The sequence below is a fragment of the Nocardia tengchongensis genome, assembly GCF_054781395.1.
In genome coordinates this window covers 1,857,438-1,879,690 of record NZ_BAAGUM010000006.1, presented here as the reverse complement: position 1 = coordinate 1,879,690, position 22,253 = coordinate 1,857,438, and the positions used below count along the sequence as shown (strand labels likewise).

Here is a 22,253-nt window from a genome sequence, read left to right as displayed (position 1 = left end):
CAATCACCCCGCCGCGACGCCGGCGTGCCGGCGAATATAGGCGTCGACCAGGGCACGCTGCTGCTCGTCGCTGGCGGCCTCGACGTCGATGCTCTCGCCGTCGATCGTGACCGTCACCCGATGACTGCCCGGCTGGCGCCCCAGCCAGTCCCGCACGGTCTCGATCAGCGTCGTGAACACCCCTCCGGAGGCGCTCAACGCCAGCACGATCGCACCGAGGGTGATCGGATCAGCGACCTTCGTCCCCGCCGCGGTCCCAGAGCTGTCCCGCCCCAGCGCCGCAGATTCGACGCCGTCCATCTCGGCCAACTCGGCCCGCAGCATCCGCGTCTGCCGGTCCAACCGCTCATCGTCGATACCCCCGGCGTCCAGCGACACTTCAACTGTCACGCCGCGACGGTCGTTCTGCGCGATACCCATCGGATTCCTCTTTCCCGCCTGGGCGGCCGACGCCGACCAGGATGCGAATCGACAAGATCGATTCTCATCACCCGCACTCAGCACCACACGCGTACGCAACTACCCGAAACCGACGAAACGGACATCCCGGCTCCCGCAATTCCACCCCGGGACGGCTGACCATCTCCGGTGTCATGCACCGAGTCGTTTGCGGCACAACAAGAACGGCATCGAATGCAGCGCGCTCTCGACCGCGCGGTGCGGGTAGTCGACTACTCGCGTACTGCTACTGCAGGGCTGAGCGAGGTTGTCGCTGCCGGATGGCACGATCGGGCCATGAATCACCTGAACAGCCGATTCGCGGGGCCCGTCGATTTCGCCGACGACTCGATGGCCGGTGCCGTGCTACCTGCTGGAATCGACGGATTCGGGGCGGGTGCCCGGTATTGGATTCTGGGTGATGATGCTCTGAGTCAGAACGAACTCGACAAGGCGGAGCACGCTCTCCTCGATGTGAAGGCGCTGGTCGCCGCAGCCTTCGTGGCTTTCGTCGCCGAGCTATCCGATCCCAACTCGACGACGTCATTGTTCCGCGACGTTCATCTTGGGGAGATCCCCGAAGAGATGGCGTGCGACTTGTTCGAGGTGGACTCCCGCGAGGCTGTCACCGACAAGGTCTTCCTCGACCATTTACTCCTGGTCGGCATCGCGATCAGCCCGACGGCGGCGGAACGTGTGCTCGCCCTCGACTTCGCGATCGGCGCTGGCAAGCCCACCGACCAACTGCTTGTCGCCGTATGGGATCGGAACAACACAGTTACCGTCCACCACGAAAGCTGAGCCCGGCGTATCAGCCTATTCTGTTGTGGTTGTGATCTTTTCGACCCACATCGCGTAGCTGTCGATTGCCCATTCGACTGGTGTAGCGGTGATCTCCGGGCCGCTCGCCCAGGGGTGCAACTCCAGCATCCGTGCGGCGAGCTTGTCCCGGAGGGCCGCCGAGGTCTTCAGCGTTACTCGCCACTCCGGCCCTTCGCCGAGTTGATCAAGATGCCAGAAGACTGACCAGGTTGGACCGGTCACCTCAGCGCCGGCGGCGAGGCGCTCGGCAACCGCGGTGCGAGCGATTACCTGCGCGTCTGTTTCGGTTGGCGTTGTCGTAGTCACCGACCACACCCGTGCCTCTTCTGTCATAACCACAACACTATTCGCGCTGTGATCCCAGGTGGTTCTCAGCTGTTGTTGGATAGGTCGTCAGATCTGCCGGTGCCTCCCATGCATGGGTGAAATGTACTATGTGACAGTCAATTTCGAGAATTGATAGTCAAATGACATTGTTCGGACTTGTCGGTGGGGTGCGGTAGCTTCGCGAATGGGCGTCGATCTTCGGGGGCGCCTAATGGACGAAGGGCTGATTACGTTGAAGAACAATCGAATCCGTCGGGCGGGGCTCGGAATGGCCGGATTCACTGCGGTGGCGGCTGTCGGCTTCATGACCGCGGTAGTCGGTGCGCCTGCGTCGGCTGATGTGATCCAGTGCCCGCAGGGTGTTGCGCCGCAGGTGTCGAGTTCGACGCTGTCGGTCGGTCAGACCTACACCTTGACGGTGCCGGCTTGCAGCGGGGCGACCACCGCGTGGTTCTCGGTCTTCTCGAAGACCACCAATAAGTGGTTGGACCCCCAGAATGTGTCGATGACGTTGAGCCAGAGCGGCGGAACCGCTGTCTTCACCGCGTCGTGGACGCCGACTCAGACCGGCGGCAATGAGATTCACGTCATCGAACAGAGCGACGCGAACACCTACATCTCCAATCCGAACACGGTGACCGTCAACGCGGCCCCGGCCACCAGCACGGGAAGCGCCGACTCGATTCCGGTTATCGGCGGCCTGCTGAAGTCGCTCCGACTCTGATCGAAGCTGTACGGCCCCGCACCGAACCGGTGCGGGGCATTTCCGAGGGGGTGGATCGGTCGCGATATCGGTCGGTGTATTCGGCGGATTGGCGAACGCCCCTAAACTGCACGAGGTTTCAGTCGACGCGACATCAAGACGTGGTGTGGCCCGTAAGGGTTGAGTCGGCGCCGTTCTTTCGGGGAGTTCTGAGTTACATGAAGAAGTTTGTTGCCGTGGCGTGTTTGGCGGTTGCTGCGAGTGGGGTGTTCGGCGGGGTCGCGCAAGCGGCGCCGGGGGCAGCGGGGGATTCCGGTGTGCCGGTGACGGTTCCCGTGCAGGCAGATCCCATCGCCTTGACTCCGGAGCAGCAGAACTATTGCCGGAATATGGCGATGAGCGGGTTGGCCGGGTTTGCGATCGGGTCCGCGGTTGGGCTGCCGCTGTTCATCATCGGGTCGGTTCCGCTGGCGGCGCTCGGTGGGTTCATCGGCATGGGGGCCGGAAGTAGCGCGCCGATGCCCGATGACGGGCAGTCGCCGATCGCCGGGCAGGCGCCGTTCGCGCGTTGCTCGATGGGGATGTAGGCCTCGAATGAATGAAGGGCGAAATACTGTGAAGAGCAATCGAATCCGTCGGGCGGGGTTCGGGATGGCCGGATTCTCTGTGGTGTTGGCATCGGCGGGGATTGTCTCGCCGGGTGCGTCCGCCGACATTGTCAGCAAGTCCGCGACTCCGGGCGTCGGCGGCGATCCGTCGGTGTACACGTTGAAAGTTGGGCTCGGCGGTTCAGCCGAGGACTCGACCGCGCAGGTCTTCTTCTACGACAAGCAGTTCGACAGCTCGTACAACATCACTCTCGACATCCTGGTCGGTGGCGGACCGCAGCAGGCGTCCGGCGGTGTGGCGCAGGTGACCTGGTATCCGACCACAACCGGCCACCACTACTTCGATGTCTGGGAGCGAACGGCGAGTGGGTGGTACATCCACCGCGACACCATCGAGGCCGATGTCGACAAATTGCCGAAGTCGTCGGGCCCGGCGATCACCGAGACGTCGGGCGGCACAATGACCGACCAGGGCATCACGGTGAACGGGAAGGTTTTCCATCCCGGCAAGTCCTACACGCTGAGCGCGCCGTTCCCCTCGGTGCCGGCGGGTAGCACGGCGGTCTTCACGAACGCCGGAGCCGAAATCGGCCGGGCCGTGGTCACCAATGGTGTTGCCACGCTGACGTTCACGCCGCCCGCCATCGGCCTGTACGCGATCGAGGCCGAGTACGCCAATGCCGACGGGACGGGGGTCGTTTTCTATGGTCCCTTTTCGCTCGAGGTGACTACCGCGCCCACGGTCGGTGGCGGTAGCACCGGGAGCGCGGATTCGATCCCGGTCATCGGCGGCCTGCTGAAGGCGCTCGGACTCTGATCGAAGAAAAAGCCCCGCACCGGTAAACCGGTGCGGGGCTTTTCATTTCAGTACCGATCAGCCGATCGTGGCGTGTTCCTTGTTCTCGCTCGGCGCGGAGGACTGCTTCAGCTCGGCGAGCTTGGCGCCTTCCACGTCGATGTCGGGGAGGATGCGGTCCAGCCACTTGGGGATCCACCAGGCCGAGTCGCCGAGCAGGGCGAGCAGGGACGGGATGAGGATCATGCGGACGATGAAGGCGTCGAAGAAGACGCCGGCCGCCATCGCGAAGCCCATGGACTTGGCCACCACGTTGTCCTCCAGCATGAAGGCGCTGAAGACGGAGATCATGATGATGGCGGCGGAGGTCACGACGCGGGCGCCGTGGTGGTAGCCGCTGATCATGGCTTCCTTGGCGGACTTGCCGTGCACGTACTCCTCACGCATGCGGGTGACCAGGAAGACCTGGTAGTCCATGGCGAGGCCGAACACCAAGCCGATCAACATGATCGGCAGGAAGCTGACCAGCGGGTGCGGTTCGACCAGGCCGAACTTGCCGTCCTGGAAGATGAGCACGGTCGCGCCGAAGGTGGCTGCCATCGAGAGCAGGAAGCCGAGGGCGGCGGTCAGCGGAACCAGGATCGAGCGGAACACCAAGAGCAGCAGGATGAATGCCGCGCCGGCGACGATCGCCAGGTACGGGATGATCTTGACCAGCAGGGCCTGTGACACGTCGGCGAAGATGGCGGTGGTGCCGGTGATCCCGTACTCCATGCCGTACTGGGCCTTCAGGTCGGACTCCGCGTTGCGGGCGTCCTTGACCAGGTCCTTGGTCTCCTTGTTGTTGGGCCCGGAGTGCGGGACGCCCATGAACATGGCGGCCTGGCCGTCCTGGCTGTGCTGGGCCACCGTCAGGTAGTCCATGCCCGGGTAGTGGGCCAGCTTGTTGCGCAGCGCGTCGAGCGCCTCGGTGCGCTGATTCTCTGGCGTCTTGCTGAGGTCGACGGCCACCATCAGGGTGCCGTTCGAGCCCTCGCCGAAGCCCGCCGTCTGCAGGTCGTACGCCTTGCGGATGGTGGTGTTCTGCGGCATCGAGTCGCCGCCGGGCAGACCCAGCTGCAGGTTCACCGCGGGGGCGGCGAGCAGGCCCAGCAGCACCACGGAGATGCCGAGGGTGAGGGCGGGCGCCTTGCCGATGAGGCGGGCGAAACGCTGGCCGTTGGTGACCGAGGTGTCGTCCTCCGGATCGTGCTGGGCGACCAGCGGCAGCTTCGGCTTGAACAGGAAGCGGCCGAACGCGCCCATCAGCGCGGGCATCAGGGTGACCGCGACCAGCACCGCCATGGCCGCGGAGACCGCGCCGAAGATACCCATCGAGGTGAGGAAGCTGACCTTCACGAAGGTGAGGCCGGCCAGCGCGATGATGACGGTCAAACCGGCGAAGATGACGGCCGAGCCCGCGGTGCCGACCGCGGTGCCCGCGGCTTCCTCCGGCGAATTCGATACGGCCAGTTCGTGTTTGTACCGGGAGACGATGAACATGGCGTAGTCGATGGACAGCGCCAGGCCGATCATGGAGGCCAGGATCGGGGTGAAGGTCGGCACGGTCAGCCAGTGGGTGCCGAACATGATGACGGAGATGGCGGTGCCGACACCGACGAGCGCGGTGAGGATGGGCACGAAGGCCGCCACGATCGCACCGAACGCGATCACCATGACCACCAGCGCCACGGCGATACCGATCATCTCGGAGGCGCCGCTGGAGCCGCCCGGATCCTGGGTGATGGAACCGATGAGTTCGACCTGCAGGCCGGCCGCGCGCGCGTCGTCACCGACCTTGTAGGCGGCTTCACGGTCTGCCGCGGTGAGGTCGGAGTACTTCGGGATCGTGTACTTGACCTGCATGGTCGCGACCGTGTCCGGGTGCTCCTTGTTGAGCACGTTCAACGGTGCGCTCGAGCAGTTCGCGGCGAAGGCCGGGTTGGAGCGATCGCTGGCGAGGCAGTCGATGCCGGCGCGCTCACCGATCTTCTTGGTGATGTCGACCGGGTTCATCAGCGGCGCGGTCTTGTCGATGATGTCGAGTTCACCGAGCTTGGTGACGAAGGCCTGCAACGCGGCCGCGTTGCTGGGATCGGTCAGCTTCTCACCGTTCGACGCGGCGATCACATAGGTGCCGTTGACGGCATTCTGGTCGAAGCCCGCGGAGGCGCCCGGGAAGTGCTCGTCGAGGATCTTGGTGGCCCGCTCCGACGGCAGGTCCGGCATCGTGAAGGAGTCCTGGAACGGCTTGGCGAGCGAACCGCCGACACCGCCGATGACGAACAGCGCGATGATCCACGCCGCGATGACGATCCATTTACGGCGGAAGGCGAACTTTCCCCACCGATAGAGGTATACGGACACGAGGGGTTCTCCTGGGGGCGATGGTTTGTGCGGGCGAATACAGGGGTGCTGGTGTTCGAGCGCGTAGACACTGCCGCCGGGAGCCGCGAGCTCCCCGCCTTCACTGAAACGAAATCTGCCTACCGTGCGGTAGGTAGACTACCGAGGGCTTAAGTGGAGGAACAACCTCGACTCTAGGTGGCGTTGATCGCATTCCGAGCGAGGGTGAGAGGATGAGCGTATGGGTGGCCAGATCGGTTCCGCGACAGTTGTCGCAGGTAGAAGCACTAAAGAAGCGATCCGAGATGCCGCTCTGCAGTTGTTCGCCAGCAAAGGGTTCGACCACAGCAGTTTGCGCGAGGTCGCCGATGCGGTGGGAATCACAAAAGCCTCGCTCTACTATCACTATGCCTCGAAGGTCGATCTTCTGGTAGCGATCATCGAGCCGATGTTCGACGAGGTGCGTGATCAGGTCGAGCGGCTCGACGATTTGCCGGCCACTCCCGAGAACGTGCGCGCGGTGATCCGCGAGCGCCTGCATTCGACGCTGGCCAACCGTCAGGTGGGCGCGCTGTGCATGCGCGACACCGTCGCCATCGTCAATGCCCTCGGCAACCGCTATCCCGACATCATCGAGTTGCATCACCGCATGTGCCGGTGGATGGCCGGACCCGACGCCGACGACGACACCCTGCTGCGCGCGGCCGCGGCCATGCAGGTGCTCAGCACCGCGATGATGTCGCAGGAGATCGTGCCCGCCACCGATGTCGATCACGTCGAGACGACATTGTTGAATGCCGCACTCGGCGTGCTGTATCCCCCGCGATAGGGTTTTCCCTTCACCACCGATCGATTTCAGGAGTTTTCGTGCACATCACCGCGAAGGTCGATTACGCGGTGCGCACTCTCGTCGAAATCGCGAAGGCGCAACCTGATTCGGTGAAGGCCGACGCCATTGTCGCCGCCCAGGACATTCCGCCGAAGGTGCTGGAATCGGTGGTGGCCGATCTGCGCAAGGGCGAACTGGTGATCAGCCGCCGCGGCCCCGACGGCGGCTACCGGCTGGCCCGCCCGGCCGCCGACATCAGCATCGCGAATGTGATTCGCGCCGTGGAGGGCCCGCTGGCCTCGGTGCGCGGGCAGCGACCGGAGGACGTCGTCTATCCGGGCGCGGCCGAGCCGCTGCAGCGGGTGTGGATCGGGCTGCGCGTGAACATCCGTTCGGTGCTGGAACGGGTCACCATCGCCGATATCGCCCACGACCTGCTGCCGTCCTTCCTGGACGAACTGCTGCACGATCCGGACGCCTGGACCCGGCGTCCCCGCCCCGCGGGCGGCTCGGCGGCGAGCGCACCCGCCCGGCCGACCGCCGGTGAGTGGCGTGATCTGGATCAGCCCGACATCTAGGCGGTTCCCATGGCGCTGACCCGGGCGGTCCCGGCAACGCCGGAAAAAGGTCGCGGCGAGCGCCCGGGTATGGCGGTAGCCTGCCAAGCATCATGTTGATCCGACTTCTACGCACTTCCATGCGGCCCTACCGCACCCAGTTGGCGGGGGTCGTCGTGCTCCAGCTGATCTCGGTCATCGCCATGCTGTATCTGCCCACGCTGAACGCCGACATCATCGACAAGGGCGTCACCAAGGGCGATATCGGCTATATCTGGTCCACGGGCGGGTGGATGCTGCTGGTGACAGCCATCCAGATCATCGCCCAAGGCTTCTCCGTCTACCTCGGCGCGCAAGCGGCCATGGGCGCGGGCCGCGACATGCGCGCGGCCCTGCTGCACCGGGTGGGCACCTTCTCGGCGCGGGAGGTCGGCGTGTTCGGTGCGCCGTCGCTGATCACCCGCAACACCAATGACGTCGGCCAGGTGCAGCTGCTGGTGCTGATGAGCGCGACCATCCTGGTGATGGCCCCGATTATGTGCATCGGCGGCATCTTCATGGCGCTGCGCGAGAGCATGCAGCTGTCGTGGCTGTTGTTGATCGCGGTGCCGGCGCTCGCCCTGTCGATGGGCTTCATCATCAGCCGCATGGTGCCGGGCTTCCGGCGCATGCAGGATCGCATCGACGCGGTGAACCGGGTGCTGCGTGAGCAGATCACCGGTATCCGGGTGGTGCGGGCGTTCGTGCGGGAGCGGCAGGAGACCTTGCGGTTCGGTGTCGCCAACAGCGAGCTGACCGAGCAGTCGCTCTACGTCGGTAAGTACATGGCGCTGATGTTCCCGATGGTCATGCTGATCTCGAACGTCACCACGGTCGGCGTCATCTGGTTCGGCGGCCACTCGATCGACAACGGGGACATGCAGATCGGCACGCTGACCGCGATGCTGGCCTACATCATGCAGATCCTGATGGCGGTCATGATGGCCTCCTTCCTGGCCATGATGGCCCCGCGCGCCGCGGTCTCGGCCGAGCGCATCAGCGCGGTGCTCGACACCGAGTCCTCGGTGGCGGAACCGCAAGCGCCGCAGCCGTTCCGGGGCGATCCGGGCGTCGTGGACATGCAGTTCGCCGAGTTCAAGTTCCCGGGCGCGGAGAAGCCGGTGCTGAAGGGCATCCGCTTCCGGACCGCGCCGGGCACAACCACCGCCATCGTGGGCGCGACCGGCTCCGGCAAGACCACGCTGATCAACCTGATCCCGCGGCTCATCGACGTCACCGACGGCGGGGTCCAGGTGGGCGGCACCGATGTGCGGGAACTGCAGCTGGAGGCGCTGCGCAGCGAGATCGGCCTGGTCCCGCAGAAGGCGTACCTGTTCTCCGGCACCGTGGCCTCGAACCTGCGCTACGGCAAACCCGACGCCACCGACGAGGAACTGTGGCACGCGCTGGAGATCGCGCAGGCCGCCGACTTCGTGCGGGAGATGCCGCAGGGTCTGGAAACACCTGTGGCGCAAGGCGGTACCACCGTTTCGGGTGGTCAGCGCCAGCGCCTGGCGATCGCCCGCGCGCTGGTCCGCAAGCCGCGTGTCTACCTGTTCGACGACTGCTTCTCCGCCCTCGACGTCGCCACCGACGTGCGGGTGCGTGAAGCCCTGCGGCCGGAAACCTCGAACGCGTCGGTCATCATTGTGGCGCAACGGATCTCGACGATCCGCGACGCCGATCAGATCGTGGTGCTGGAGGACGGCGAGATGGCCGGCATCGGCACCCACGAACAGTTGCTGCTCGACTGCAACGAATACCGCGAGATCGTGGAATCGCAGTTCAGCGCGGAGGAGGTGCGATGAGGCCCGGAGCGGTCAATCCCGGTGCGCCGGACGCGAAGGCGAAGTCCTTCGGCCCGTCGCTGAAGCGCCTGCTGCGCATGCTCGCACCGGATCGGGTCTACCTGATCGTGGTGTTCGTGCTGGCGGTGGGTTCGGTGGTGCTCAACACCCTGGGCCCGCAGATCCTCGGCAAGGCCACCAACCTGATCTTCGACGGTGTGGTCGGCAAGCAGCTGCCCGCCGGGCAGACCAAGGACGAACTGGTCGAGGGACTGCGCGCGGGCGGCAACACCACCTTCGCCGACATGCTCGCCAGCATGGACGTGATCCCCGGCACCGGAATCGATTTCACCGCGGTGGGCCACGTGCTGGCCTGGGTGCTGGCGCTCTACATCGGCTCCTCGGTGTTCGGCTGGCTGCAGGCGCAGCTGCTGATCGTGGTGCTCAACCGCACCGTGAAGCGGATGCGCGCCCAGATCGAGGAGAAGATCCACCGGCTGCCGCTGCGCTACTTCGACTCGATGCCGCGCGGCGATGTGCTCTCGCGCGTCACCAACGACGTCGACAATGTGGCACAGACGTTGCAGCAGACCATGTCCCAGCTGATCATCAACGTGCTGTCGGTGATCGGCATCCTGATCATGATGTTCTGGATCTCCTGGATCCTGGCCCTGATCGCGCTGCTCACCGTGCCGCTGGCGGTCATCGTGACCGCGCAGATCGCCAAGCGCTCCAAGCCGCATTTCGTGGATCAGTGGAAGTTCACCGGCGAGGTGAACGCGCAGGTCGAGGAGGCCTTCACCGGCCACGAGGTGGTCAGCGCGTTCGGCCGGGTGCGCGAGGTGGGGGAGCAGTTCGACGAGACCAACGCCAAGCTCTACAACTCGTCGTTCAAGTCGCAGTTCATCTCCGGGTTGATCATGCCCGCCATCATGTTCCTCGGGAACCTGAACTACGTGCTGATCGCCGTGGTCGGTGGCCTGCGGGTGGCGTCGGGCAATCTGTCGCTGGGTGAGGTGCAGGCGTTCATCCAGTACTCGCGCGGATTCACCCAGCCGCTCACCCAGATCGGTTCGATGATGAACCTGCTGCAGTCGGGTGTGGCGTCGGCGGAACGCATCTTCGAGATCCTCGACGCCGAGGAGCAGTCGCCGGATCCGGATCCAGAGGATGCGCGGCCGCTGGATCGGGGCCGGGTCGCGTTCGAGGACGTGTCCTTCCGCTACGAGGCCGAGACCCCGGTCATCGACGACCTGTCGCTGGTGGCCGAACCCGGGCACGTGGTGGCCATCGTCGGGCCGACCGGTGCGGGCAAGACCACGCTGGTCAACCTGCTCATGCGGTTCTACGAGGTGGATTCCGGCGCCATCACCATCGACGGCGTCGACATCACCGCCATCAGCCGTGATCAGCTCCGCTCGCGCATGGGCATGGTGCTGCAGGACACCTGGCTGTTCGGCGGCACCATCCGGGAGAACATCGCCTACGGCAACCCGAACGCCACCGAGGAGGACATTCTCGAGGCGGCCCGGGCGGCGTACGTGGACCGGTTCGTGCACGCGCTGCCGATGGGCTATGACACCGTCATCGACGAGGAGGGCTCCGGCGTCAGCGCCGGTGAGAAGCAGCTCATCACGATCGCCCGCGCGTTCCTGGCCAAGCCGTCCATCCTGATCCTGGACGAGGCCACCAGCTCGGTCGACACCCGCACCGAGCTGCTGGTGCAGCACGCCATGGCGGCGCTGCGCCGGGACCGCACGAGTTTCGTGATCGCGCACCGGCTTTCGACGATCCGCGACGCCGACACCATCGTGGTGATGGAGAAGGGCAAGATCGTCGAGCAGGGCACGCACGAGAAACTGCTCGCCGCCCGCGGCTTCTACTACCGCCTCTACAGCGCCCAGTTCGCCGCCGCCATCACCGACGGCGAGGGCAACAACGTCGACGATCCGGAATCGGACGCGGTCGCGCTCAGCAAGTAGCTCACGCTCCAGTGGCCTGGCCCGCACCCAAAGGTGCGGGCCAGGCCACTTTCGACGAAGTGAGAGGATGGCTGGGTGTCTGCTGCCTCCGAGTTCTCGTTCAAGGTCGGTACCCGTCTGGAAGGCCGGCACGGCAGGACGGGCCTCATCAGTACGCCACACGGCGATATCGCCACGCCCGCTTTCATCCCGGTCGGCACCAAAGCCACGGTCAAGGCCGTGTTGCCGGAGACCATGAAGGAGATCGGTTCGCAGGCGCTGCTCGCCAACGCGTACCACCTGTACCTGCAGCCCGGCCCGGACATCGTGGACGAGGCCGGCGGCGTGGCCGAGTTCATGAACTGGCACGGCCCCACCTTCACCGACTCCGGCGGCTTCCAGGTCATGTCGCTGGGGGTCGGGTTCAAGAAGGTGCTGGCCATGGAGTCGGTCGGCGTGCAGAACGACGACGTGATCGCCAAGGGCAAGGAGCGGCTGGCGCACGTCGACGACGACGGCGTCACCTTCCGCTCCCACCTGGACGGCTCCAAACATCGGTTCACGCCCGAGGTGTCCATGGGCATCCAGCATCAGCTGGGCGCGGACGTCATGATGGCCTTCGACGAGCTCACCACGCTCATGAACACCCGCGGCTACCAGGAGGAATCGCTGGAGCGCACGCGCCGATGGGCGCAGCGCTGCCTCGACGAGCACGAGCGGCTCACCGCCGCGCGCTCGCATCGGCCGTATCAGGCGCTGTTCGGCGTCATCCAGGGCGCGCAGTACGAAGACCTGCGCCGCAAGGCCTGTCGCGACCTCGAGGAGTTGCGCGGCGCGGCCGGAACGGGATTCGACGGCTACGGCATCGGCGGCGCGCTGGAGAAGCACAATCTCGGCACCATCGTCGGCTGGTGCTGTGACGAACTGCCCGAGGGCAAGCCGCGCCACCTGCTCGGCATCAGCGAGCCGGAGGACATCTTCACCGCGGTGGAGAACGGCGCGGACACCTTCGACTGCGTGAATCCCTCACGCGTGGCCCGCAATGCGGCGCTGTACACCGACGAGGGCCGCTTCAACATCAACACCGCGCGATTCAAACGGGACTTCACGCCCATCGACGAGAACTGCGACTGCTACACCTGCGCCAACTACACCCGCGCCTACATCCATCACCTGTTCAAGGCGAAGGAGATCCTGGCGGCCACCCTGTGCACCATCCACAACGAGCGCTTCACGGTGCGCCTGGTGGACCGGGTCCGCGAGAGCATCGACGGCGGCTACTTCGACGAGTACCAGGCCGACTTCCTCGGCCGGTGGCGCGGTCGCATCAAAGCCCCAGGGCTGTAAGGCAATTCGACACGACCGCGCCGGAACCCTCACTCGTAGATGGCCGAGCGCTCGCGCGGGCGGTACGAGGGTTCCCGCTTCTTCAGGAAGGCGATGCAGCGGTAGCTGATCGGCAGCACGCACATCTCGACCAGGGTCTTCCAGACGAAGCCCACGATCGTGTAGTTGAAGTAGTCGCCCCAGGTGTGGATGCCGATGGCGGTGGCGGCGATGGAGCAGAACACGAAGGTGTCGCCGATCTCGCCCGCCACGGTCGAACCCAGCAGCCGGGCCCACAGGTGCTTCTCCTTGGTGCGCTCCTTGATCAGCACCAGGGTGATCGAGTTGAGGAACTGGCCCACGAAGTATCCGGCGATGCCGGCGAAGGCCAGCTGCGGGGTGTGGCCGAGAACGTCGCCGAAGGACGAGCCGTTCTGTTCGAGGTCGCCGGTCGGCAGTTTGATGACCACCTGGAAGCAGATGATCATGAGCAGCAGCGCGCCGAACCCGTAGTAGACGATGCGGCGGGTGGCGCGGAAGCCGTAGACCTCGCTGAGGATGTCGCCGATGACGTAGGCGAGCGGGAAGAGGAAGAACGCGCCGTCCATGGTGATCGGCAGCACGGTGATCGGACCGAGCGACACGTGCTGCCCGGTGAAGAATTGGACGCCCTTGGCGACGCACACATTGGAGATGAGCAGGACGGCGGTGAAGGCGACCGCCACCGGCGTGAAATATCCCCCGGCCGCATCCGCGAAACTCGCGTGATCGGGCGCGGGGTGTCCAGATCGGTCGGTATCGACCGTTTTCGATTCACTCACGTCGAAAGTATCCCTGCCTGGACCGATACGCACCGGAGGCTGGGTGACCTAGGCTGAACGAATGACGAATCCCGGCGATTCCGACGAGTGGTGGAAGCAGTACGGCGGTGAGGGCGTCACGCCCGAAACCCCGCCCGCGGCGCCGCAGCAACCGCCGCCGCCACCGGCCGGGTACAGCTCGGCCCCGCAGTACCAGACGCCGCCGCTGACTCCGCCGCCGCAGCCGGTGTACCCGAGTTATCCACCGCCGCAGTCGAATCCGACGCCCGCCTACCCGGCCGGTGGGCAGCAGCCGCCCGCTTACGGACAGCAGCCGCCGGTTCCGGGGCAGCCGGCCTACGGCGGCTATCCGGGCTACCAGCCCTACGGCTACGCGGCGCCGACGTCGCAGACCAGTCCGCTGGCCATCGCCTCGCTGGTGGTGTCCATCATCGGCCTGCCCGCGATGTTCTTCTGCGCCTTCCTGCCGGTGGTCTCGATCGTCGGGCTGGTGCTGGGGATCGTGGCGCTGAATCAGCTGAAGTCCAACGGGCAGCAGGGACGTGGGCTGGCGCTGGGCGGAATCTGGGTGGGCGCGATCGGCACGGTGCTGGGGCTCGGCGGCTTCCTGATCTTCATCATCGCCAGCGCGATGGGTTCGAACTGACCGCACCTCGGGTCACCAATGACAATGGGGCGCATCCTTTTCGGATGCGCCCCATCGTTGATTCCGCGTCGGAAGAGCGTCAGCCCTTCAGCACCTGGGTGCCGCCGGCGAACATGTCGTGCCAGCCCTGCTTGGTCGGGCTCTGCTCGATGGTGATCGCGATGTAGATCGCCATACCGAGGCCGACCAGGGTGCCCAGGCACGGGACCAGCTGCACGATGACGAACAGGTTGCGCTTGGCCGAGGTGGCCGGGTCCAGCGGCGCGCCGCCCGGGCCGACCACGCGCAGGCCCAGGAGCTTCTTGCCCAGGGTCTGGCCGCCCTGCTGGGTCTCCATGAAGATGAAGTAGCCGAAGATGATGACCGGGACCAGCACGCTCCACAGCCACGCGATGCTGCTGGGCAGCAGCGCCTCGATGATGCCGGCCGGGATTCCGATGATCAGCGAGTCGATGATGCGGGCCGCGAAGCGGATCCACAGGTCGCCGGGCTGCGAGCCGCCGTAGCCGCCGCCGAAACCGGGCTGGCCGCCGTCCGGGTACGGCTGGTACGCCGGCTGGCCGTAGGGCTGCTGCTGGCCGTAGGCATCGGCCGGGGGCTGCTGCTGGCCGTAGGGGTCGGACTGACCGAACGGCTGCTGGCCGTACTGCGGCGGCTGCTGCTGCGCGTACGGGTCGGACTGGCCGTAGGGCTGCTGACCGTAGGGCTGCTGCGGCGGCTGCTGCTGGCCGTAGGGGTCGGGCTGGCCGTAGGGCTGCTGCTGACCGTACGGCTGCTGTGGCTGCTGCGGCTGCCCATACGGCTGCTGCGGCTGCCCGTACGGCTGGCCGCCCTGCGGATACTGGTTGGGGTCGTACCCACCGCTCGTCATTGTTTCCGCCGTCCTCGTCGAATTCGTTCGGGATCTGGTCGAGTGCGTACGTTACGGACATTTGCGGGGTTGCAACAACCCGTCCGGGTCGAGTCTCCACGGTTCTCGCGGCAGGTTTTCCAGGCGGAATCGTTCCAGCAGACCGGAAGGCGTGATTGCGCCGGCGTAGCCGAGCGAGTCCGCGAGCACGCACAGCACGTGTTGGGGGGATTCGCCCAGCGCCGTCCGATCCCGCAGGGTGACCGCGCCGTCACGCTTCGCGAGCCGTTGCCCGGAGGTGTTCAGGACCATTGGGACATGGGCGTATTCGGGCAGGGGCAGGCCGAGCAGGGTCGCCAGATACGCCTGCCGCGGAGTGGACGGCAGCAGGTCGTCGCCGCGCACCACCTGATCGATGCCCTGGTCGGCGTCGTCGACCACGACCGCGAGATTGTAGGCGGGGGTGCCGTCGCCGCGGCGGAGCACGAGATCGTCGACCGCGCCGCGATATTCGCCGAGCAAGCGGTCGGTGACGGTGAATTCGGTGACGGACGCGCGCAGTCGCAGCGCAGCGGGCCGGCCTTCGTCGCGGCGTTGCCGGATCTCGCGGTCGGTGAGGTTGCGGCAGGTGCCGGGGTAGGCGCCCATCGGGCCGTGCGGCGCGGTCACCGCCTGCTGGATTTCCCTACGTGTGCAGAAGCATTCGTAGGTCAGGCCCGCCGCGGTGAGTCGTTCGATGGCCGCCTCGTAGAGCGGGAGCCGGCGTGACTGCCACTCCACCGGCGGATCCCAGTCCAGGCCCAGCGCGGCCAGATCCTCCAGTTGCCGTTCGGCCGCACCCGCTTTCACGCGGTCCAGGTCCTCCATGCGCAGCAGGAATCCGCGCCCGGTGGAGCGGGCGAAGAGCCAGGCCAACAGTGCGGTTCGCAGATTGCCCAGGTGCAGGTCGCCGGAGGGACTCGGCGCGAAGCGGCCGGACCAGGCCGGGCGTTCGGCTGTTGCTGGGACAGGGTCGGTGGCCACGTTGGTCGATGGTAGTTCGCATCCTTCGCAGTGCTTCCGATCCAACGCATTCCTGCGGGTGCACACAGCGAGTGCGATGAGACAGCGCGGTTGCGAATTCAGTGCGAGATTGTGAGCCGGGCTCGAAGGTCGGTGTCGGAGATGGGTTTTCCCTGCTCGAGCGCCATGAGCAGACTGTGCGCGCGGTCGACCAGGCCGGGCGAGTCGATGCCGTAGGGGGCGGTTCCGTAGGCGGAGAGGCGATCCGACGCGCGTTTCAGGAGCGTGCGCGCCCCCTTGGCGTTTCCCCGTTGAATGTGGGTGAGCCCAACGGCAAATTGCGCGAGGCCCTGCCACAGCGACTTCTCGGCGAACGGACCGTTCTTCCAGGCGGCCTCGAGTACCTCGTGGGCGTTGAAAGCCAGGCCCTCGTCGAGCAGACGCTGGGCATAGTCGAGGGTTTCGGCGGGCGGCAGGTCGAGGTCCTCGGGGATACGGGGGACACCGGCGCTGCCGAACGGGAGGGGTCGCCCAAATCGGTCACGAGGACGGGCATTCCGGGCGCGGCCGTCGTCGTCGCGGTCCCGTCCGGTGTCGTCCTGTGTTTGCTCGGGCATGCCCTCCATGATTCCCCATGGGGGGAGCTCCGGGTCCGCCCGGAGCCGTCCGGGGGTCGCGGAGGGGTGGCCAGCGGAATTCCGTCTTCTGAAATTCAATGGACTCAAATTTGGGCTAATTTCTTGCAAATAAATAGCTGGCTAACCTTGCCACATATTTGCTGATTGAAAACGAAAGAATGCGATCTCCTAATGACGAACCCTGCTACTGTTTAGCCCGGGAACGGCCATCGGGGGTGCATTCCCATCGCGAAGTGCAGAGAACAGGTTGTACGGAGCGTTTGCGTGTGACCCGTGGCGTACCGGGGACTCGGGGTTCCCGAGGTCACCCAGCGGTCGCCGAGATCGATGCCAGCAGGATTCCAAGCTTGACGCAGAAAAGGAGCTAGTACCGTGAAGGTGGATTTCACCGGCGCCGTTTGGCGCAAGAGCAAACACAGCGGCCCCAACGGCAACTGCGTGGAGGTCGCGTTTCTCGGCGACGGCAATGTCGCCGTCCGGGATACCAAGGACCTCGGCGCCGGGCCGATCCTGGCTTTCACCCCCGGCGAGTGGGATGCCTTCGTAGCCGGCGTCTCCGACGGGGAGTTCAACCGGGCCTGACCCGCCCGCGGGCCGTGCCGCCGCGGCCCCACCGGGAACACAGAGAATCCCCCGAGTCCCGGAGACTCGGGGGATTCGCTCTGTGCGCCTCCGGACGCGGGACCGCTAGGTGGTCCGGTGCCCGTCGCCGGATTGCCCGTTGCCCGCCACGCGTTCCTGCGCCTTCCGCAGCACCGCCAGCTGGGCGCGCTCGGCCGCATGCTCGTTGGCGGCATTGAGTGCGCGCTCCTCCGGGGGATCGGCCCAGAAGAACGCGCCGGTTCCGGGCTGCCCGGCGACGCCGAGTTGGTTCATCTTCCGGGGTACCCGGGCGCCCTGATATTCCAGGGGAATCGGATGCCCGAGCGCGTCCACCGGCCCCAGCGGCTGATGCACCTCGATGTACTCGCCGTGCGGAAGTCGCCGCACCACACCGGTTTCGATGCCGTGTTCGAGCACGCTGCGGTCGGCGCGCTGCAGCCCCACGCACAGCCGGTAGGCGACGGCGTAGGCCAGCGGCGGGACGAGCAGCAGCCCGATACGGAAGGCCCAAGTCGTGGCATTCAGCGAAATGTCGAACTTGAAGGCGATGATGTCGTTGACGCAGGCCAGCGTGAGGATCAGATAGAAGGCCAGCGACATGGCCCCGATGGCGGTGCGCACCGGCACGTCGCGGGGGCGCTGCAGCAGGTTGTGCCGGGCCCGATCACCGGTGAGCCGCTTCTCGATCCACGGGTAGGCGATGATCAGCGTGAAGATCAGCGGCATGAACAGCGCCACCGAGAACGCGCCGGGGATGGTGTGCCCGAACGGGTACGCCTCCCAGGCCGGGAACAGGCGCAGGAAGCCGTCCGTCCACATCATGTAGAAGTCCGGTTGGGTGCCGGCCGAGACCTGGGAAGGGTTGTAGGGACCCAGATTCCAGATCGGATTGATCTGCAACAGCCCGCCCATCAGCGCGAGCGCGCCCAGGGTGAAGGCGAAGAACGCGCCCTGGTCCAGCGAGAAGACCGGGACGATGCGGGTGCCGACGACGTTCTTCTCACCGCGTCCGGGTCCCGGGTACTGGGTGTGCTTCTGGTACCAGACCAGCGCGATGTGAACACCGATGAGCGCCAGCATGATTCCGGGCAGCAGTAGCACGTGCGCGATGTAGAGCCGCGGAATGATGATGGTGCCGGGGAAGTCTCCGCCGAACATCAGCCAGTGCAGCCAGGTGCCGATGACCGGGCTGCCCAGGGTGATCCCGGCGAAGGCGGCGCGCAGGCCGGTGCCGGAGAGCAGGTCGTCGGGGAGTGAGTAACCGAAGAAGCCCTCGAACATGGCCATGATCAACAGCAGCGCACCGATCACCCAGTTGGCCTCGCGGGGTTTGCGGAATGCGCCGGTGAAGAAGATCCGGCACATGTGGACGATCATCGACGCGGTGAACAGCAGCGCGGCCCAATGGTGCACCTGCCGCACGAAGAGTCCGCCGCGTACGTCGAACGAGATGTTGAGCGCGGTCTCGTAGGCGCGCGACATGGTGACGCCGCGCAGCGGCTGATAGGAGCCGTTGTAGGTGACGTCACCCATGGAGGGGTCGAAATACAAGGTCAAATAGACGCCGGAGAGCAGCAGAATGATGAAGCTGTACAGCGCGATTTCACCGAGCAGGAACGACCAGTGGGTCGGAAATACCTTGTTGATCGATCGTTTCAGGAATGCGGCACCCTGGTACCGCTGATCCATCTCATCGGCTTGTTTGCCAAGTCGACCGGCGATCTTGTTGGTGGTTGCCATAGCGGTCACCCCGCCCCCGGGACAGTGCTAATGCTTCTACTACAAACGGTAGCACTACCGTGTCCGCAGCGCATCGGGTTTTCGTTATGGTCATCAGGTGAATTCCCTGGCCGCCCGGGACGCCACCATGTACTGGCTGTCCGCGCGCACCCGCAACGACCTGTTCCTGCTGTACTGCTTCGCCGACACCGGCCGCGATGCGGAGCAGCTGCGGGCCGCCGTCGCGAAGCGGGTGATCCACATTCCGGATTTGCTGATACGCGTGCTGGATGCTCCTGCAAACATTGCGTATCCGATTTGGGTGACTTGCGAATTCACGAACGATCAATTCGTCGACCACGCCTCCTCCGATGCCACCTGGCTGCAGGTCACCGACGAGCTCGGCGACCTGCTCGGCACCGGCCTGAACGCGAACGACCACCCCTGGCGACTGCACGTCTTCCGAAACGTTCGGGGCGTGCCGGGATTCGCCACCGGTGAGCCCGCCCTCATAGCGGTACTTCAGCTATCCCACGCCCTGGCCGACGGCCGCCGCGCCGCCGCCATCGCCCGCGCGCTCTTCGGAACGAGCGAATTGCCTGCTGCGCCGACCCCGACGCCCTCCGCGCCGTTCCCGGTTCGATTCCTACCGGCCCGACTGCGCGCGGCGGCGACGGGCGCCCTCGCCGCGACCCGCGCCCTCCCGGGCATTCCGATCGGCATGGCGCACACCGTGGTTCGCGGTCTGTCCGCCGCCAAGGCGCAGCGTCGCCTGGCCGAACTGACGGCCGCTGGTGAGCTCCCGCCGCCCGCACCCGACACCGACCCGATCCTGTTGAACGGCACCGGCGGCCCCCCGGTCGCGCACGCCGTGCGAATGCTGGTGTGCGACAAGAACCGCCTGCACGCACCGGGCCATTCGGTCACCGTCGTCGCCCTCACCGCCCTCTCGCTCGCGCTGGAGCGCTATCTCCGCGACCGCGGCGCGGCGATTACCGACCTGCGCGCCCAGGTGCCCATGGCTGTTGCCCTGACCGGCGCCGGCCGCAACGGCTACCGCGACCTGTCGGTGGATCTGGCCGTCTCCGCACCCGCGCCGCGCACCCGCGCCGACCGCATCGCCGCCGAACTGACCGCCCGCCGCACCCGCGCCGCGCATCCGCTCCAGCAGGCGCGGGACGACGTGACCGCCGTTCTCCCGGCCCCCATCCTGCATCGCGACGTGACTCACGCCCAGATCGACGTCCTTCCCGAACGAGTTTCGGGTCACACCGTGCTCTCCAGCGTCGACCGCGGTCCCGCGGATCTCGAGTTCGGCGGCGGTGCGGTCCGTTTCACCGCGGGCTTCCCGGCTCTGGGCGCCGTCATGCACCTCACCCACGGCCTGCACGGCCTCGGCGACACCGTCACCCTCTCCGTCCACGCCGACCCCGCCGTGATCCCCGACCCGGACCACTACCTCGAGCTGCTGGAGTCGGCGCTGGACGAGGTCGCCCGCGCCTTGCGATAGCCCGCCGACGCGGAAGGCCCCGGCGGACCGAGTCCGACCGGGGCCTTCCGATGGCGAGTTACACCATTCCGTTGACCAGCGGATGCTCGGACAAGCTATCCGGTACGCCCCACTGGGTATGGGTGAGTGCTTCGAAAACACAGATCAACAACAGTTTTCGCGCGCGATGGCCGGAGCCGCTTTCGGATTCGCCACCCACGTCCTGGATCCGCATACCGACCGCCGGGCTGCGGCGCGGTGCGGGCTCCGACAGCATCCAGAACATTTCGGGTCCCATCAGGGTCGAGCGCCCGCCCGTCTCGCTGAACCACCGACCGGAGTATTCGATCATCAGATCGGTGAATGATTCGACATTGCTGAATGCGTCGGTGAACTGCGTCATCGCACCCGATCGATCCAGACTGTTCTGGATGATCGAAGCCAGCCGGATCGCGATTTCCCGGAACTGATCCACTCCCTGGTCTTGCCAGTTGTTCATCGCCATACTTCGCTCCAGAAGGGTCGGTGGTGAATGGTGGGGGTTCATCGAGCCGTATGCCTGACTACATTTGCGCGGCGGTCATGTAGAACTGGCGCCTTTCGTCGGCGTTCAGCAGAACGGGGCGGGGCTGGGCGCCGACGCCCGCGGTCGGCCCTCGGGAATATCCGGGTCCCACGGATTCGAGCGGATAGAGCCTCGGCTGAGCCGCGGGAAAGGGGTCCTTGGGGCGCCCCATCTCCTGCGTGTCGAGCGCCACGACCTCGAGCTCGGGCGCGGGCTCCGGGTCGTCGTGCTCGGCCGCGATTTCTACGTCCTCGGGCTCATCCTCGGGATCGTCCTCGAGCTCGGACACCTCGATCTCGTCCTCGAACTCGGAGGCCGCGATCTCGGCCGCATGTTCCGCCGCGACCTGCTTGCCGCGTTCCCAGAGCATCAACGTGAGGTGTACGGCGAACAGCATCGTCAGCGGCATACCGGCGTAGAGGCACATCGGCACGACGCTGCCGCCGATCTCGTGGGCGTACTGGATATTCCCGGCAATCGAAACGAGAGTCGAGATAGCGAACAAGGCGGTCGAGTACCACCAGCCGACGCTCCATTGCCGGAATGCGGCGGTGGCGATGATCGAAGCGATCACCAAGCCGTCGATGGCGATCGGCACATTCGAAGCGAGATCGGGCGGCACCAGATTGCGCACCGAGAGTTGGTGCAAGGCGGCAAAAGACATCTGAAATGACTTGACTGCCACCACCGATGTCACCACCAGGGAAGCATGAGCCAGCCGGGGTCTGAACGAACTCAATCGACGGAGGATTCCTCCCGTCCCGCGTGACGGGGATACTCGCACTTCGCTATTCGTAGATCCTGCGGTAGTCATCGTCACCATGGCGGCGAGGGTACCGCGCAGTAGGTCATCGATTGCGCATCGTCTCAGTTTCAGATGCGGTCCGGTGTCGAGTTCCTTACTGGGGCGCCTGAAAATTGGCCGACAATTGAATGAAATCCCCTCTACTGCAACATATAACGCTTCGCCGCGCCTGCCGGAAGTGCGTCAATGCTCAGCCTATGGGTGTTTCGTGATGATTATGCCGTTATCCCGTTCTGCCCGTTGTGTTCTGGCGGGGGCTCACATGCAATTTGTCGCGCACCACGCTGACTCGTAGACGTTCGGCATCGAACACCTCGGCACCGGCGATCGCCCCATCCCGTCGGACGAGACGCTGGCCGCGATCGACCGCCCGGGTCCTCGAACGTCTCGGAGGTGGCCCGCGCATGCGGAAGGCCCCGGCGGACTGAGTCCGGCCGGGGCCTTCGAAGCGGAGGATAGGGGATTTGAACCCCTGAGGGCTGTTAACCCAACCCGCGTTCCAGGCGAGCGCCATAGGCCACTAGGCGAATCCTCCGT

The 22,253-nt window shown here is 65.8% G+C and carries 22 protein-coding genes and 1 tRNA gene; 12 read left to right on the top strand and 11 right to left on the bottom strand.

Annotation, left to right across the window (positions count from 1 at the left end; translation table 11 throughout):
- Positions 1-3: 3 nt before the first annotated feature.
- On the bottom strand, positions 4-420 hold the full coding sequence (locus tag ACYVKL_RS19610) for an effector-associated constant component EACC1 (protein WP_379165203.1): 417 nt from the start codon (positions 418-420) through the stop codon (positions 4-6).
- Between the two features lie 315 nt (positions 421-735).
- On the opposite strand from ACYVKL_RS19610, the gene ACYVKL_RS19605 reads away from it, so the two are divergent.
- Positions 736-1,239, top strand: coding sequence for a hypothetical protein (locus ACYVKL_RS19605; RefSeq protein WP_379165202.1), 504 nt, complete (start codon positions 736-738; stop codon positions 1,237-1,239).
- Between the two features lie 15 nt (positions 1,240-1,254).
- Here the strand turns inward: ACYVKL_RS19605 and cutA are convergent, their stop codons facing one another.
- Positions 1,255-1,593: a divalent-cation tolerance protein CutA gene (cutA, locus tag ACYVKL_RS19600; protein WP_379165201.1), complete on the bottom strand. Its 339-nt coding sequence runs from the start codon at positions 1,591-1,593 to the stop codon at positions 1,255-1,257.
- A gap of 205 nt (positions 1,594-1,798) precedes the next feature.
- Here cutA and ACYVKL_RS19595 point away from each other — a divergent pair, with 205 nt between their 5' ends.
- From ACYVKL_RS19595 to ACYVKL_RS19585, 3 genes are all read left to right on the top strand, one after another.
- Entirely contained in the window at positions 1,799-2,311 is a 513-nt protein-coding gene (locus ACYVKL_RS19595; protein ID WP_379165200.1) for a hypothetical protein, read from the top strand.
- Between the two features lie 197 nt (positions 2,312-2,508).
- Positions 2,509-2,877, top strand: a complete 369-nt coding sequence (locus ACYVKL_RS19590; RefSeq protein ID WP_213558833.1) for a hypothetical protein — start codon at positions 2,509-2,511, stop codon at positions 2,875-2,877.
- A 64-nt stretch (positions 2,878-2,941) separates the two neighbouring features.
- Positions 2,942-3,715 (top strand): hypothetical protein, encoded by a 774-nt coding sequence (locus tag ACYVKL_RS19585; protein ID WP_460772359.1) that lies wholly within the window; start codon positions 2,942-2,944, stop codon positions 3,713-3,715.
- Between the two features lie 57 nt (positions 3,716-3,772).
- Here the strand turns inward: ACYVKL_RS19585 and ACYVKL_RS19580 are convergent, their stop codons facing one another.
- Positions 3,773-6,100: an MMPL family transporter gene (locus tag ACYVKL_RS19580; RefSeq protein ID WP_379165198.1), complete on the bottom strand. Its 2,328-nt coding sequence runs from the start codon at positions 6,098-6,100 to the stop codon at positions 3,773-3,775.
- 220 nt (positions 6,101-6,320) lie between these two features.
- Between ACYVKL_RS19580 and ACYVKL_RS19575 the strand changes: the two genes are divergently transcribed.
- From ACYVKL_RS19575 to tgt, 5 genes are all read left to right on the top strand, one after another.
- Positions 6,321-6,908 (top strand): TetR/AcrR family transcriptional regulator, encoded by a 588-nt coding sequence (locus ACYVKL_RS19575; RefSeq protein WP_379165197.1) that lies wholly within the window; start codon positions 6,321-6,323, stop codon positions 6,906-6,908.
- A gap of 38 nt (positions 6,909-6,946) precedes the next feature.
- Positions 6,947-7,486 carry an RrF2 family transcriptional regulator gene (locus ACYVKL_RS19570; RefSeq protein ID WP_379165196.1) on the top strand — a complete coding sequence of 180 codons (540 nt, stop codon included), beginning with the start codon at positions 6,947-6,949 and terminating at the stop codon, positions 7,484-7,486.
- A 92-nt stretch (positions 7,487-7,578) separates the two neighbouring features.
- Positions 7,579-9,312, top strand: a complete 1,734-nt coding sequence (locus ACYVKL_RS19565) for an ABC transporter ATP-binding protein (protein WP_379165195.1) — start codon at positions 7,579-7,581, stop codon at positions 9,310-9,312.
- On the top strand, positions 9,309-11,273 hold the full coding sequence (locus tag ACYVKL_RS19560) for an ABC transporter ATP-binding protein (protein WP_379165194.1): 1,965 nt from the start codon (positions 9,309-9,311) through the stop codon (positions 11,271-11,273). Before ACYVKL_RS19565 ends, ACYVKL_RS19560 begins: the two co-directional genes overlap by 4 nt.
- A 75-nt stretch (positions 11,274-11,348) precedes the next feature.
- Complete coding sequence (tgt, locus tag ACYVKL_RS19555; RefSeq protein ID WP_379165193.1) at positions 11,349-12,599, top strand: tRNA guanosine(34) transglycosylase Tgt; 1,251 nt, start codon at positions 11,349-11,351, stop codon at positions 12,597-12,599.
- Positions 12,600-12,628: 29 nt separating this feature from the next.
- Here the strand turns inward: tgt and ACYVKL_RS19550 are convergent, their stop codons facing one another.
- Complete coding sequence (locus ACYVKL_RS19550; protein ID WP_213558841.1) at positions 12,629-13,399, bottom strand: queuosine precursor transporter; 771 nt, start codon at positions 13,397-13,399, stop codon at positions 12,629-12,631.
- Between the two features lie 61 nt (positions 13,400-13,460).
- Between ACYVKL_RS19550 and ACYVKL_RS19545 the strand changes: the two genes are divergently transcribed.
- Positions 13,461-14,045: a DUF4190 domain-containing protein gene (locus ACYVKL_RS19545; protein ID WP_379165192.1), complete on the top strand. Its 585-nt coding sequence runs from the start codon at positions 13,461-13,463 to the stop codon at positions 14,043-14,045.
- Positions 14,046-14,124: 79 nt separating this feature from the next.
- On the opposite strand, the gene ACYVKL_RS19540 is transcribed toward ACYVKL_RS19545, so the two are convergent.
- The 3 genes from ACYVKL_RS19540 to ACYVKL_RS19530 all read right to left on the bottom strand — a co-directional run bounded on the left by ACYVKL_RS19540 (position 14,125) and on the right by ACYVKL_RS19530 (position 16,514).
- Entirely contained in the window at positions 14,125-14,916 is a 792-nt protein-coding gene (locus tag ACYVKL_RS19540) for an RDD family protein (protein ID WP_379165191.1), read from the bottom strand.
- A gap of 51 nt (positions 14,917-14,967) precedes the next feature.
- Positions 14,968-15,918, bottom strand: a complete 951-nt coding sequence (gene gluQRS, locus ACYVKL_RS19535) for a tRNA glutamyl-Q(34) synthetase GluQRS (protein WP_379165190.1) — start codon at positions 15,916-15,918, stop codon at positions 14,968-14,970.
- 98 nt (positions 15,919-16,016) lie between these two features.
- The gene (locus ACYVKL_RS19530; RefSeq protein WP_379165189.1) at positions 16,017-16,514 is read right to left on the bottom strand and encodes a DUF309 domain-containing protein; all 498 of its coding nucleotides are present in this window, start codon (positions 16,512-16,514) and stop codon (positions 16,017-16,019) included.
- Between the two features lie 393 nt (positions 16,515-16,907).
- Here ACYVKL_RS19530 and ACYVKL_RS19525 point away from each other — a divergent pair, with 393 nt between their 5' ends.
- Positions 16,908-17,117 carry a DUF397 domain-containing protein gene (locus tag ACYVKL_RS19525; protein ID WP_213558846.1) on the top strand — a complete coding sequence of 70 codons (210 nt, stop codon included), beginning with the start codon at positions 16,908-16,910 and terminating at the stop codon, positions 17,115-17,117.
- A gap of 105 nt (positions 17,118-17,222) precedes the next feature.
- On the opposite strand, the gene qcrB is transcribed toward ACYVKL_RS19525, so the two are convergent.
- Complete coding sequence (qcrB, locus tag ACYVKL_RS19520) at positions 17,223-18,878, bottom strand: cytochrome bc1 complex cytochrome b subunit (protein ID WP_379165188.1); 1,656 nt, start codon at positions 18,876-18,878, stop codon at positions 17,223-17,225.
- A gap of 97 nt (positions 18,879-18,975) precedes the next feature.
- Between qcrB and ACYVKL_RS19515 the strand changes: the two genes are divergently transcribed.
- A complete protein-coding gene (locus ACYVKL_RS19515; protein WP_379165187.1) occupies positions 18,976-20,367 on the top strand; it encodes a wax ester/triacylglycerol synthase domain-containing protein in 1,392 nt (463 codons plus the stop codon).
- A 58-nt stretch (positions 20,368-20,425) separates the two neighbouring features.
- On the opposite strand, the gene ACYVKL_RS19510 is transcribed toward ACYVKL_RS19515, so the two are convergent.
- The 3 genes from ACYVKL_RS19510 to ACYVKL_RS19500 form a co-directional block, all read right to left on the bottom strand.
- The gene (locus ACYVKL_RS19510) at positions 20,426-20,851 is read right to left on the bottom strand and encodes a hypothetical protein (RefSeq protein WP_357189929.1); all 426 of its coding nucleotides are present in this window, start codon (positions 20,849-20,851) and stop codon (positions 20,426-20,428) included.
- Between the two features lie 58 nt (positions 20,852-20,909).
- Positions 20,910-21,611: a DUF2637 domain-containing protein gene (locus tag ACYVKL_RS19505; RefSeq protein ID WP_379165186.1), complete on the bottom strand. Its 702-nt coding sequence runs from the start codon at positions 21,609-21,611 to the stop codon at positions 20,910-20,912.
- A gap of 554 nt (positions 21,612-22,165) precedes the next feature.
- Positions 22,166-22,251: transfer RNA gene (locus ACYVKL_RS19500), tRNA-Ser, on the bottom strand.
- Between the last annotated feature and the right edge of the window lie 2 nt (positions 22,252-22,253).

What these genes read in the sequence shown, in the direction of transcription:
- qcrB (WP_379165188.1), bottom strand. Translation starts at nt 18,878, where the DNA reads ATGGCAACCACCAACAAGATCGCCGGTCGACTTGGCAAACAAGCCGAT.
- ACYVKL_RS19575 (WP_379165197.1), top strand. Translation starts at nt 6,321, where the DNA reads ATGGGTGGCCAGATCGGTTCCGCGACAGTTGTCGCAGGTAGAAGCACT.
- ACYVKL_RS19545 (WP_379165192.1), top strand. Translation starts at nt 13,461, where the DNA reads ATGACGAATCCCGGCGATTCCGACGAGTGGTGGAAGCAGTACGGCGGT.
- ACYVKL_RS19540 (WP_379165191.1), bottom strand. Translation starts at nt 14,916, where the DNA reads ATGACGAGCGGTGGGTACGACCCCAACCAGTATCCGCAGGGCGGCCAG.
- ACYVKL_RS19530 (WP_379165189.1), bottom strand. Translation starts at nt 16,514, where the DNA reads ATGCCCGAGCAAACACAGGACGACACCGGACGGGACCGCGACGACGAC.
- ACYVKL_RS19605 (WP_379165202.1), top strand. Translation starts at nt 736, where the DNA reads ATGAATCACCTGAACAGCCGATTCGCGGGGCCCGTCGATTTCGCCGAC.
- cutA (WP_379165201.1), bottom strand. Translation starts at nt 1,593, where the DNA reads ATGACAGAAGAGGCACGGGTGTGGTCGGTGACTACGACAACGCCAACC.
- ACYVKL_RS19560 (WP_379165194.1), top strand. Translation starts at nt 9,309, where the DNA reads ATGAGGCCCGGAGCGGTCAATCCCGGTGCGCCGGACGCGAAGGCGAAG.
- ACYVKL_RS19585 (WP_460772359.1), top strand. Translation starts at nt 2,942, where the DNA reads ATGGCCGGATTCTCTGTGGTGTTGGCATCGGCGGGGATTGTCTCGCCG.
- ACYVKL_RS19610 (WP_379165203.1), bottom strand. Translation starts at nt 420, where the DNA reads ATGGGTATCGCGCAGAACGACCGTCGCGGCGTGACAGTTGAAGTGTCG.
- ACYVKL_RS19590 (WP_213558833.1), top strand. Translation starts at nt 2,509, where the DNA reads ATGAAGAAGTTTGTTGCCGTGGCGTGTTTGGCGGTTGCTGCGAGTGGG.
- ACYVKL_RS19510 (WP_357189929.1), bottom strand. Translation starts at nt 20,851, where the DNA reads ATGGCGATGAACAACTGGCAAGACCAGGGAGTGGATCAGTTCCGGGAA.
- ACYVKL_RS19595 (WP_379165200.1), top strand. Translation starts at nt 1,799, where the DNA reads ATGGACGAAGGGCTGATTACGTTGAAGAACAATCGAATCCGTCGGGCG.
- ACYVKL_RS19565 (WP_379165195.1), top strand. Translation starts at nt 7,579, where the DNA reads ATGTTGATCCGACTTCTACGCACTTCCATGCGGCCCTACCGCACCCAG.